Annotated in this window: 6 protein-coding genes and 5 pseudogenes; 7 read left to right on the top strand and 4 right to left on the bottom strand. The window is 40.9% G+C overall.

What is annotated here, in order from left to right:
- Nucleotides 1-124 precede the first annotated feature (124 nt).
- The 4 genes and pseudogenes from HT701_RS08660 to HT701_RS08680 all read right to left on the bottom strand — a co-directional run bounded on the left by HT701_RS08660 (nt 125) and on the right by HT701_RS08680 (nt 3,820).
- Nucleotides 125-1,051, bottom strand: a complete 927-nt coding sequence (locus HT701_RS08660) for an Rpn family recombination-promoting nuclease/putative transposase (RefSeq protein ID WP_172931429.1) — start codon at nt 1,049-1,051, stop codon at nt 125-127.
- Between the two features lie 192 nt (nt 1,052-1,243).
- The gene (locus HT701_RS08665; RefSeq protein WP_172931430.1) at nt 1,244-2,227 is read right to left on the bottom strand and encodes an Rpn family recombination-promoting nuclease/putative transposase; all 984 of its coding nucleotides are present in this window, start codon (nt 2,225-2,227) and stop codon (nt 1,244-1,246) included.
- 191 nt (nt 2,228-2,418) lie between these two features.
- Nucleotides 2,419-2,880: pseudogene (locus HT701_RS11565) on the bottom strand (hypothetical protein); the annotation flags it as partial.
- Nucleotides 2,870-3,820, bottom strand: a complete 951-nt coding sequence (locus tag HT701_RS08680; protein ID WP_172931432.1) for an Rpn family recombination-promoting nuclease/putative transposase — start codon at nt 3,818-3,820, stop codon at nt 2,870-2,872. The gene HT701_RS08680 and the pseudogene HT701_RS11565, both read right to left, overlap by 11 nt.
- 458 nt (nt 3,821-4,278) lie before the next feature.
- Here HT701_RS08680 and HT701_RS11780 point away from each other — a divergent pair.
- The 7 genes and pseudogenes from HT701_RS11780 to tuf all read left to right on the top strand — a co-directional run.
- A pseudogene (locus HT701_RS11780) lies at nt 4,279-4,383 on the top strand (YSIRK-type signal peptide-containing protein); the annotation flags it as partial.
- Nucleotides 4,384-6,190: 1,807 nt separating this feature from the next.
- Nucleotides 6,191-7,312: pseudogene (locus tag HT701_RS11575) on the top strand (MucBP domain-containing protein).
- Nucleotides 7,270-7,566: pseudogene (locus tag HT701_RS08705) on the top strand (cell surface protein); the annotation flags it as partial. The pseudogenes HT701_RS11575 and HT701_RS08705, both read left to right, overlap by 43 nt.
- Nucleotides 7,567-7,608: 42 nt before the next feature.
- A pseudogene (locus HT701_RS11580) lies at nt 7,609-8,076 on the top strand (adhesin); the annotation flags it as partial.
- Between the two features lie 75 nt (nt 8,077-8,151).
- A complete protein-coding gene (locus HT701_RS11885; RefSeq protein WP_172931433.1) occupies nt 8,152-8,838 on the top strand; it encodes an LPXTG cell wall anchor domain-containing protein in 687 nt (228 codons plus the stop codon).
- A gap of 222 nt (nt 8,839-9,060) precedes the next feature.
- On the top strand, nt 9,061-9,930 hold the full coding sequence (gene gla, locus HT701_RS08725; RefSeq protein WP_023933475.1) for an aquaglyceroporin Gla: 870 nt from the start codon (nt 9,061-9,063) through the stop codon (nt 9,928-9,930).
- Between the two features lie 1,068 nt (nt 9,931-10,998).
- The gene (tuf, locus tag HT701_RS08730) at nt 10,999-12,195 is read left to right on the top strand and encodes an elongation factor Tu (RefSeq protein WP_001040724.1); all 1,197 of its coding nucleotides are present in this window, start codon (nt 10,999-11,001) and stop codon (nt 12,193-12,195) included.
- Nucleotides 12,196-12,361: the final 166 nt, after the last annotated feature.

The following is a 12,361-nucleotide window of genomic DNA, read 5'->3' on the forward strand; positions in this document are numbered from 1 at the left end:
TTTTATTATGAGAAGACTTTTACCCAGCATTTTTATACACAACCTCAAAACAGTGTTTTGAGTAATCTGTGACTAGACGTTTAGTTCTAAGAATACCAGCTTGACCAGATGGTTTTCTTGACCGTTATTGGTGATAATCTTTCAGCAAGGCTTCAAACTCAGCCACAGTCATTCCCAATTGCTGGCTGGCAACCTCGGAAGTCAGAATACCTTGACGTACTAGATTTGCTAACATGGCGAAACTACCTTCAGCTTTCCCGCGCTCCAGTCCCTCTGCACGCCCCCGCTCTAAACCTTTTTCCTCCGCTTGTTCCAAGGCATAGTCCTGTGCTAACAAGGCTTGTTCTTCTCGCATACGTAGTTGACTAAACATCTTCCTATCCTCCTCGGACCAGCTCTTGTAATCTAGCAGTTGATCTGCTTGGCTGATGGCACGCTCGGGTTGCTGGGTAAAGGGCTTGTTCCCGAAAAACTCCAACCATGGTTTGCGAACCTCGTCTTTGCTGGTTTCTCTGTACTTTTTTAGTTCTAAGAATGCCATCTTGACTAGATGGTTTTCTTGCCCATTATTGGTGATGGTTAAGACTTCACCTGTCGTGTCCTCTCGCATGCTAAAACTGTGGAAAGCCAAATCATCTGAGAAATAATTACTATCCACAATAGCGATTGCGTATACTGGTGCGATGTGTTTGTAACTCTGGTGAGTGTTTCCTTCTTGCTGGCGAATTTTTTCTAGGTTTTGATTGACCTGACTGCAAAGGTAAGCCCATAGGCGATTGATGAAAAAATTCTGATGATGAACTTGAATCTCAATGATAACTTGCGTTCCATTGTCCAACTCTGCCAAAACGTCTATACTGGTATAGAAATCCTGTGCCGAGTAGGGCAGGGAAGGCAAGACATGAATGTTACTTCCCTCCAAAATGGTCACATTTTTGGCTGGTAAATCCAACATATCGCGAATAAATTGACAAGTGATTTCTGGATTGCTAAAAATCTTCTTAGCTACCAAGTCATTGGTCGGGCTAACGCCCGGATGTCTGAGAATCATATTTCCTCTCCTTTCATTATAGCACATTTTTCAATCTAGGTTTACTAGATTCACTGCTACTATCTATTTATTCGGAAAAGAAAGTGAAAAGTTCAAACTTTCCTAACAAAAAAGATAGCTAATCTCTTTTCCATCAAGAAATTTAGCTATTCTTTTTAATTGTTTTCATATCGTATAATATTTACAGATTTCTCACTCATGTCTTGCCAACAACGCTTCAAACTCAGCGACGGTCATGCCTAATTGCTCACTCGCAACCTCAGGTGTTAGAAGACCTTGACGTACTAGATTTACTAAACCTACTTTTAATCCCTCTTCAATGCCTTCTTCTCGTCCTTGTTCACGACCCTCTGCACGGCCACGTTCAAGTCCACGCTCTAAACCTTGTTCAATCCCCTCTGCACGACCACGTTCCAACCCTTTTTCTTCAGCTTGTTCCAAGGCATAGTCCTGTGCTAACAAGGCTTGTTCTTCTCGCATACGTAGTTGACTAAACATTTTCCTGTCCTCCTCGGACCAGCTCTTGTAGTCCAGCAGTTGGTCTGCCTGGCTGATAGCTCGCTCAGGTTGTTGGGTAAAGGGCTTGTTCCCGAAAAACTCCAACCATGGTTTGCGAACCTCGTCTTTGCTGGTTTCTCTGTACTTTTTTAGTTCTAAGAACGCCATCTTGACTAGATGGTTTTCCTGACCGTTACTTGTGATAGTTAATACCTCACCTGTCATATCCTCGCGCATGCTGAAACTGTGAAAAGCCAAGTCATCTGAGAAGTAATTACTATCGACAATTGCGATAGCGTATACTGGTGCGATGTGTTTATAGCTCTGGTGAGTATTGCCTTCTTGTTGGCGAATTTTTTCTAGGTTTTGATTGACCTGACTACACAGATAAGCCCACAGGCGATTGATGAAAAAATTCTGATGATGAACTTGGATTTCGATGATAACTTGAGTGCCATTGTCCAACTCCGCCAAAACATCTATACTGGTGTAGAAATCCTGCGCTGAATAAGGCAGGGAAGGCAAGACGTGAATATTACTTCCCTCCAAAATGGTCACACTTTTGGCTGGCAAGTCCAGCATATCGCGAATAAATTGACAAGTGATTTCTGGATTACTAAAAATCTTTTTAGCAACCAAATCGTTAGTTGGGCTGATGCCCGGATGACGTACAGTCATATTTCTTCTCCTTTCATTATAGCACATTTTTTAATCTAATTTACTAGATTTGATGCTTCTATCTATTTATTCGGAAAAGAAAGTGAAAAGTTCAAACTTTCCTAACAAAAAAGATAGCTAATCTCTTTTCCATCAAGAAATTTAGCTATTCTTTTTAGTTGTTTTTGTATCGTGTAATATTTACAGATTTCTTACTTATGTTCTTTCAACAGTGCCTCAAACTCAGCCACAGTCATACCCAGCTGTTGGCTGGCAAATTCAGGTGTTAGAAGACCTTGGCGCACCATATCTAGGAAGGCAAAAAGTTTTCCACGCTTCAGTCCCTGTTCAATGCCCTCTGCGCGACCACGTTCAAGACCACGCTCTAAACCTTTTTCCTCCGCTTGTTCCAAGGCATAGTCCTGTGCTAACAAGGCTTGTTCTTCTCGCATACGTAGTTGGCTAAACATTTTCCTGTCCTCCTCGGACCAGCTCTTGTAGTCTAGCAGTTGGTCTGCCTGGCTGATGGCTCACTCGGGTTGTTGGGTAAAGGGCTTGTTGCCGAAAAACTCCAACCACGGTTTACGAACCTTGTCCTTGCTGGTTTCCCTGTATTTTTTTAATTCCAAGAATGCCATCTTGACCAGATGGTTTTCTTTACCGTTATTGGTGATAATCTTCCAGCAAGGCTTCAAACTCAGCGACAGTCATGCCTAATTGCTGACTGGCAACCTCAGGTGTTAGAAGACCTTGGCGGACCATATCTAGGAAGGCAAAAAGTTTTCCACGTTCAAGTCCTTGTTCTAAACCTTTTTCGATGCCTTGTTCAATCCCCTCTGCGCGACCACGCTCCAAGCCCTTTTCTTCCGCTTGTTCCAAAGCATAGTCCTGTGCTAACAAGGCTTGTTCTTCTCGCATACGTAGTTGACTAAACATTTTCCTGTCCTCCTCGGACCAGCTCTTGTAGTCCAGCAGTTGGTCTGCTTGGCTGATGGCTCGCTCGGGTTGCTGGGTAAAGGGTTTGTTCCCAAAAAACTCCAACCACGGTTTGCGAACCTCGTCTTTGCTGGTTTCTCTATATTTTTTTAGTTCCAAGAACGCCATCTTAACCAGATGATTTTCTTGTCCATTATTGGTAATGGTTAAAACCTCACCTGTCGTGTCCTCTCGCATGCTAAAGCTATGAAAAGCCAAGTCATCTGAGAAATAATTGCTGTCCACAATTGCGATAGCATATACTGGTGCAATGTGTTTATAGCTCTGGTGGGTATCACCTTCACGCTGACGGATTTTTTCTAGATTTTGATTGACCTGACTGCACAGATAAGCCCATAGGCGATTGATGAAAAAATTCTGATGGTGAACCTGAATCTCAATGATAACTTGGGTTCCATTATCCAACTCAGCTAAGACGTCTATACTGGTATAGAAATCTTGAACCGAGTAAGGCATGGAAGGCAAGACGTGAATATTGCTCCCCTCCAAAATGGTCACATTTTTTGCTGGTAAATCCAGCATATCGCGAATAAATTGACAAGTGATTTCTGGATTGCTAAAAATTTTCTTAGCAACCAAGTCGTTGGTTGGGCTGATGCCCGGATGACGTACAGTCATATTTCTTCTCCTTTCATTATAGCACATTTTTTAATCTAGGTTTACTAGATTCGATGCTTCTATCTATTTATTCGGAAAAAGTAGAAAAAGAGTAGAAAAAATGTCGAATTGTCTCATTTTTAAAGAAATAAGTGTAAAAGTTAATGGAAATCCAAAAGCAAGCTGGAAAGGTCTCAAAGCACAGCGCTGAGCTTGCTGATAGGAGGAAGTAAGTCCATAAGATGCACACGACAAGGCAAGGATGATGAGGTTTCATCTTTGGTGTCGACTTACTGATGATGGACTCCTAGCCTAGCTTTGGTCTCAGTAAAAAGAGTCGTCTATCTCCTAGTCTTCCATTCAAAAAATTTGAAGTTTCAAGCCGACTGGTGTATAATATACTCATGAATTGTATTCTATTATATAGGAAGTAATAGGGCACAATATATATATATATATATATATATATGGAGGTAGTCATGAATAGTCCAGAAAAACAATTAAAATACAGTATTCGAAAAGTGAGTGTCGGTGCAGCTAGTGTTGTCATTGGGGCGCTCTATCTTTTGATGGGAGCTGGGATTGCTCATGCTGAGGGCGTGGAGTCAGCGAGGGAAGCTGAGAGGACAGCAAACCCGACAGATCCAGGACAGTCTGGAATTGGAGAGCCAGAAAACAAGACTGACCTTAGTCATACTGATGCAGCAGCAAACACCTATAATGCTCCCGTAGCTGACAATCCGCTAGTAACTCCAGAAAGTACGAAACCTCGTACTCGTAGTAAAAGAGAATTAGCTGATGAGGAGGCAAGTGATTCATCGAATGGAGCTACAGGAACTGAATCAGAGCCGACTTCTGGAAATGAGGGAGGTTCAGACACAGCAGATACTGATTCAGATTTACTGGATGCCAATCGTAAGGGTGACACAGTAAAAGAACACCAGCCCGGGGTCATTGTGCCTAAAGATGGAGAGACAGGTGGGGATGATAAGAATGCCCATCTGAAATTTGATACTCCTAAGGAAAATCTGACTCTCGAACAATTATGGGATATTGTAAAAAATATGCCAGACGACTTCCAAAATAATGAACGTTCTTACTTGCGTAGTATGAACACCCTTGGGGATGCTCTTAGATTTAAAAACGGCAAAGTCAGTGAAGATGGTACAGGAGATAAATTACAAGATGGTGAAATAAGAGAACTTGATTCTTTCGGTGGATGGACAGCGATTGCAGGTAAAGATGGCAGACCAGGTAAATTCGTTATTGGTAAGAAAAATGCAGATGGTTACTTTACAGGTTGGTATAAGAAAGAAGATGGTACGATTGAACAAGGTGGTATGCTTGGGGCAGATGCCTTAGATAACATCTTTGTGCACGAACAAGCATTAGACCGTCGTTTTAAATACATGCTTATGCTTGTTAAAGGACGTACACGAGCTAATCGTGACGAGACGGTTTCAGATAATTCGAAGTATGATCCACGTGCTCAAAATGAACGTGCTAATAAGAACTCCACCGAATTTAAGAATCTCCCATTTTTAGAAAAAGATAAGTATAATAAATATTCTCCAGGTGTAGTTGGATATAATGGGATAGAGAAGCAGTTTACTGCCTTTTCTCCTGGCTTCGGAAGCCGTGTTCGTGTGGAATTTGTGACAGGATATATCTCAGATATTAATGGTTCTAAAGGAACCTATCGAGTAGTCATTAAAACTAAGGATACTGCTGGCCAAGAGAAGACGGTATACGATGAAACCATTCACCGTGTAGCCGAAATCGTTCAAAATGAAAACTTGTACAAAAAAGGTTTAAATGTAGAACTGGCGAATTTCCAAATTTCCAAATTTTTTAAAGATGAGTTTAAATCTCGTGTTAATAAAATTCGTAATGAGAAAATAAAATTTACTCCATTACACCGTAAACCCAGAAGATATTATACAGAAGAAGATACCAAACTGTACAATCAATTGGAAGCAGAAGCTAGGGAAGAAGTTAAAAAACAAGGCGATATTGTATTAAATGTTACGGAAGACTTCTTAAGTATAGAAAAATCAAAAGAAAGAGATTCAGAGTGGGGAAAAACATTCACAAGCACATCTCAGTCAACTTCAAAGCTATCAAACGAATTAAATAATTTATTGAAAGTTGCTGATAAAGATACTCCTAATACCCCAACTTGGCTAAACTCAAGCACTCCTCCAGCTAAAGCTGATGACAGAGTATATAAACTACTGAGGACTCTTATACCAGGTGCTAAGAAAATTACCTATCATGTTAAGGATGATCAGCTAGAAGTAGAAACAGAAAAATACACCTATCTCGCCGCTAGAAATGGTAGTAAGGAAGCAGGTATTCAAGGGTCAGATATAGAAGCAACTGCAAGTGCAGATACATATGGTGTTGATTCCCAAACCTTTGAGAGAGACAATACAAATACAAAAGCAAATAACCTTAATAAAGGTTGGGCTAGATCTGATTCTGAAGACTTCAAACATTTCTCACACTTTGTAGGGGTAGACAAAGGAATTGTGCGAACGAATGTACTGACTGATAAACAACTATCTGATAAGATTAAGGACGCAGTGGGTCCTGGAGATAGCAATCTAGGAAAAGGTGGCTACTTCTCTACTGGGGATGTTTTATTAGCAAAAGATGTTGTTTCTTATACCGTACAAGTATTTTCAGAGAATAATGACAGAGTAGGGGTAAATCCTCAAAGTCACCGTGTTCAGTATAATCTTCCAATTCTCGCTGACTTTTCAGTCATCCAAGATACTGTGGAACCATCACGAACCGTTGTTGAAAAAATTATTCCAAAACTAAATATTCCCGAAGAAGAGAAAAAGAAAATAACCGAAGAAATCAAGAAAAAGAAGAAAACCTCAGAATTGGCAGAACTAATCTCAGGAAATGTGAAAGTTCGCTATGTTGATGAACAAGGGCATTTGCTATCATTGAAAAATGATACTGGAATTGGAGAAAAAGAAAGTGACGGAACCTACATTACCAATAAAAAACAACTGATTGGTACTAGCTATAATGTCACAGATAAAAAACTCAGCACTATCTCAACGACTAATGGGAAACATTATAGAGTCAAAAGAGATTTGGGGGAAAATTCTGCCCCTACTGAAGGAAATATCGTAAGCGGGGTAAGAACGGTAACTTATGTATATGAGGAACGTGAAGCGCCTACTACTGCTACAGTAACAGCCAATTACTATAAAGAAGGTACCCAAGAGAAGTTGGCAGAGTCTGTTGTACAAGCTGATTTAGCGATAGGTTCTGAGTATACTACAGAAGCAAAAGTTATTGAAGGAAAAACAACAACTGAGGACAAAGAAGACCGAGTTATCACAAGGAAAACAACATACACCTTGGTAGCAATTCCTGCAAATGCCACAGGAACTGTACCAGAAGACGGTGCAACCGTTAACTACTACTACCGTGAGAATGTTGAAGAAACAGTGGTTCCCAAAACAGCAACCTCTACTGAGACGAAGACTATAACGCGTACCATTCATTACGTTGATAAAGTTACGAACCAAAATGTCAAAGAAGATGTTGTTCAACCTGTAACCTTAAGCCGTACAAAAATTGAGAACAAGGTCACAGGAGTTGTAACCTACGGTGAATGGACAACAGGAAACTGGGACGAAAAAGCTTCACCGTCAGTAGAAAACTATGGTCCAGCCGAAACAGCTACGGTTTCTTCTGCGACCGTCACATCCGCAAGCACAGATGAGACAGTCGTTGTGAAATACCCGCAAGCTACAGAAGATGTTACAGAAAGCAAAACTGTTACCCGTACCATCAAGTATGTAGATGCGACTGATGAAACGACAGAAGTAGCTAGCCCAGTTACGCAAACAGTTGAACTAACAAGAACTAATAAGCGTAATAAAGTGACAGGTGAAGAAACAGCAGGAGACTGGTCAACAGGTACATGGGGTTCTCAAGACTCTCCAACTGTAACCAACTATGACGCCCCAGATAAGGCAACTGTAGCGGAAACAGCTGTAACATCAACAACTACAGATACAACCGAAGTAGTGAAATACCCACAAGCTACAGAAGATGTTAAAGAAAGCAAAACTGTTACCCGTACCATCAAGTATGTAGATGCGACTGATGAAACGACAGAAGTAGCAACACCCGTTACGCAAACCGTCACCTTAACGCGAACCAACAAGCGTAATAAAGTGACAGGTGAAGAAACAGCAGGAGACTGGTCAACAGGTACATGGGGTTCTCAAGACTCTCCAACTGTAACCAACTATGACGCCCCAGATAAGGCAACTGTAGCGGAAGCAACTGTAACATCAACAACTACAGATACAACCGAAGTAGTGAAATACCCACAAGCTACAGAAGATGTTAAAGAAAGCAAAACTGTTACCCGTACCATCAAGTATGTGGATAAAGAAAATGAAGCAACAGAAGTAGCAATACCAGTTACGCAAACCGTCACCTTAACGCGAACCAACAAGCGTAACAAAGTGACAGGTAAAGTAACAGAAGGTGAATGGACAACAGGCAACTGGGACGAAGTCGTATCGCCAGAAATTGAAAATTATGGTAAACCAGATTTACCAAAAGTATCGAATGCAGAAGTAACAGCAGATTCAAAAGGTACGACTATTTTGGTAAGGTATGACCGTTTATCAAGACCAGAAAAACCAATTCCAGAAAAACCAGAAATTCCAAGTCCTCAGGAACCAGGTGCTCCAGGTGAACCGACTCCAGACAAACCAAACCCACAACCAAATCCAGAGCATCCAAGTGTTCCGACACCAAACCCAGAACTACCAAATCAAGAGACTCCAATACCAGAGCTAACTCCAGAACCAGGTGCTCCAAAAACTGAAATTCCAGTGAGTCCAGACCCAGAAGTTCCGACTTCTGAGACAAATAAAAGAGAGGAATTGCCAAACACAGGTACAGAAGCGAATGCTACCTTGGCTAGCGCTGGTATCATGACCTTATTAGCTGGTCTAGGATTAGGATTCTTCAAGAAAAAAGAAGATGAAAAATAATAGATTTTAGAATCTAGGAACAAGGAAAAGCTCACAGATGTGTGCTTTTTCCTGGTTTTGAGAACGAGGTCTTTCGAGAAGATTAAAAAGGCTTACAAGTCCATTAGACTGGGAAACTCTGAATCCTATTTTTTTAAAAATATTTCCAGAAACTAGTTGCTAAATAGGGTAAAAATTGATAAAATAAGGAATGTCTAAAAAATTTTAAGGAGAATCTAGCAAATGGATTTCACATGGGCACTAAAGTATGCCACTGAATTTTTGGGAACTGCCATTTTGATCATTCTTGGGAATGGTGCAGTTGCCAACGTTGAACTTAAAGGTACGAAAGGTCACCAAAGTGGCTGGCTCGTCATCGCTGTTGGTTATGGTATGGGGGTTATGATTCCAGCCTTGATGTTTGGTAACGTATCTGGGAACCACATCAACCCTGCTTTCACTCTAGGACTTGCAGTTAGCGGTCTTTTCCCTTGGGCACAAGTGGTACCTTACATTATCGCGCAAGTCTTGGGGGCTATCTTTGGTCAAGCCTTAGTTGTGGCAACACACCGTCCATTCTACTTGAAAACTGAAAACCCAAATAACATCTTGGGAACTTTCTCAACTATTTCAAGTATTGACCATGGTACAAAAGAAAGTCGCTATGCAGCAACTGTCAATGGTTTGATTAATGAGTTTGTTGGTTCATTTGTTTTGTTCTTTGCAGCTCTCGGTTTGACTAAAAACTTCTTTGGTGCTGAAGTGCTTCAATACATGAAACAAATGGCAACACAAGCAGGACAGACAGTTGATTTTTCTGACTTGGCTATTAAAGCACAGGTGGCTCCACACACTGCTTCAGGACTTTCTGTGGCTCACTTGGCACTTGGATTCCTCGTTATGGCTTTGGTAACATCACTTGGAGGACCTACAGGACCTGCCTTGAACCCAGCTCGTGACTTGGGGCCACGTCTCCTTCATGCTTTCCTTCCAAAATCAGTTCTTGGTGAGAATAAAGGCGATTCAAAATGGTGGTATTCTTGGGTACCAGTAGTAGCACCTATTGCAGCAGCAATTGCGGCAGTAGCTGTATTCAAATTCCTTTATCTCTAAGAAATAGCTCCTTTAACATTTGAGTGAGCACCATTTATAAGTAAGAGAGGATCAGATTGGTTCTCTCTTTTTGATTTTTCAGGGAAATGAAAGAAAATCGACACAAACTCCTCTCCAGCAGTGGTTTAAAAGTCTCAGTGGGTTATTCCAACTTTAATGGGCTATAGTAGGTTGCAGTTGAAATAATAGACCCTTTTTCTCAAACATTGTGAGAAATTAGTTTGAATTCCCCAATCAAATTGTGCAGTTTTCATTCTACTATATATTATATTATCGGAGATGGGTTCCCTATCTTGTAAGTCTGCTTTATAGTGGGTTGAAGTTGGAATAGTCCGCCCTTCTTTCTCGAACATTGTGAGGAATTGATTTGCCTTCCTCAACAAAATGTTCAGTTTCTATTTCATTTTGCTATAAAATAAGCGATTAGGGGGGCTATTCTTCGACCTACATTGACTCTGCTGAGTCCTATGATTGTTATCGTTTTATCTGCAATTTTATACTCAATGAAAATCAAAGGGCAAACTAAGAAGCTAGCCGCANNTGACGAAGTCAGCTCAAAATAGTGTTTTGAGGTTGTAGATGAAGAGGTTGGGCAAAAACTCGACTTTAGGAAAAAATGAAGTAAATCTCCCCACAATAAAACGCATAGTACCAAGGTTTCTCTCAAGACCTGATACTATATGTTTTTCTGATTGCAAAGACTTTTTGACCAGTCTCAACTATACCTAAGGTAAGGCGATGCTGACGTGGTTTGAAGAGATTTTCGAAGAGTATTAAACCGATGTTGTGAGTAACTTTTACCTAGCTTCCTAGTTTGCTTTTGTAGTATAAACCAGAGATTGTTTACATTTTCAGCAAGTGAGTGGATGAATAATGCTGAAAACTCCTTTAAGGATAAGTCTATTTAGTACTTTCTATTAGTTAGTTAAATTTTTACCAAGAATAATTCACAAAAACGTTGTAAAACACTTGCAATTTAGCTGAAATTTGATAAAATAGTAAGGAAAGTTAGACTGTATTGCCTACTGTCTATCTATAAAATATATTTTATTGGAGGCTTTTACTCAAATGGCAAAAGAAAAATACGATCGTAGTAAACCACACGTTAATATTGGTACTATCGGACACGTTGACCACGGTAAAACTACCCTAACTGCAGCTATCACAACTGTTTTGGCACGTCGCTTGCCTTCATCAGTTAACCAACCTAAAGACTATGCGTCTATCGATGCTGCTCCAGAAGAACGCGAACGCGGTATCACTATCAACACTGCACACGTTGAGTACGAAACTGAAAAACGTCACTACGCTCACATCGACGCTCCAGGACACGCGGACTACGTTAAAAACATGATCACTGGTGCCGCTCAAATGGACGGAGCTATCCTTGTAGTAGCTTCAACTGACGGACCAATGCCACAAACTCGTGAGCACATCCTTCTTTCACGTCAGGTTGGTGTTAAACACCTTATCGTCTTCATGAACAAAGTTGACTTGGTTGACGACGAAGAATTGCTTGAATTGGTTGAAATGGAAATCCGTGACCTATTGTCAGAATATGACTTCCCAGGTGACGATCTTCCAGTTATCCAAGGTTCAGCTCTTAAAGCCCTTGAAGGTGACTCTAAATACGAAGACATCGTTATGGAATTGATGAACACAGTTGATGAGTACATCCCAGAACCAGAACGTGACACTGACAAACCATTGCTTCTTCCAGTCGAGGACGTATTCTCAATCACTGGACGTGGTACAGTTGCTTCAGGACGTATCGACCGTGGTATCGTTAAAGTCAACGACGAAATCGAAATCGTTGGTATCAAAGAAGAAACTCAAAAAGCAGTTGTTACTGGTGTTGAAATGTTCCGTAAACAACTTGACGAAGGTCTTGCCGGAGATAACGTAGGTGTCCTTCTTCGTGGTGTTCAACGTGATGAAATCGAACGTGGACAAGTTATCGCTAAACCAGGTTCAATCAACCCACACACTAAATTCAAAGGTGAAGTCTACATCCTTACTAAAGAAGAAGGTGGACGTCACACTCCATTCTTCAACAACTACCGTCCACAATTCTACTTCCGTACTACTGACGTTACAGGTTCAATCGAACTTCCAGCAGGTACTGAAATGGTAATGCCTGGTGATAACGTGACAATCGACGTTGAGTTGATCCACCCAATCGCCGTAGAACAAGGTACTACATTCTCTATCCGTGAGGGTGGACGTACTGTTGGTTCAGGTATGGTTACAGAAATCGAAGCTTAATTCGATTTAGTTCCCAGAAGAACAATTATTTAAGTCAGACACTAAAAGAATCTTGCATTGCAAGGTTCTTTTTTTTCAGATATTGAACTAATACTCAATGAAAATCACAGAGCAAACTAGGAAGCTAACCGCAGGCTGCTCAAAACATGTTTTTGAGGTTGTAGAT

Source organism: Streptococcus sp. 10824 (genome assembly GCF_013276595.1).
Lineage (GTDB): Bacteria > Bacillota > Bacilli > Lactobacillales > Streptococcaceae > Streptococcus > Streptococcus pseudopneumoniae.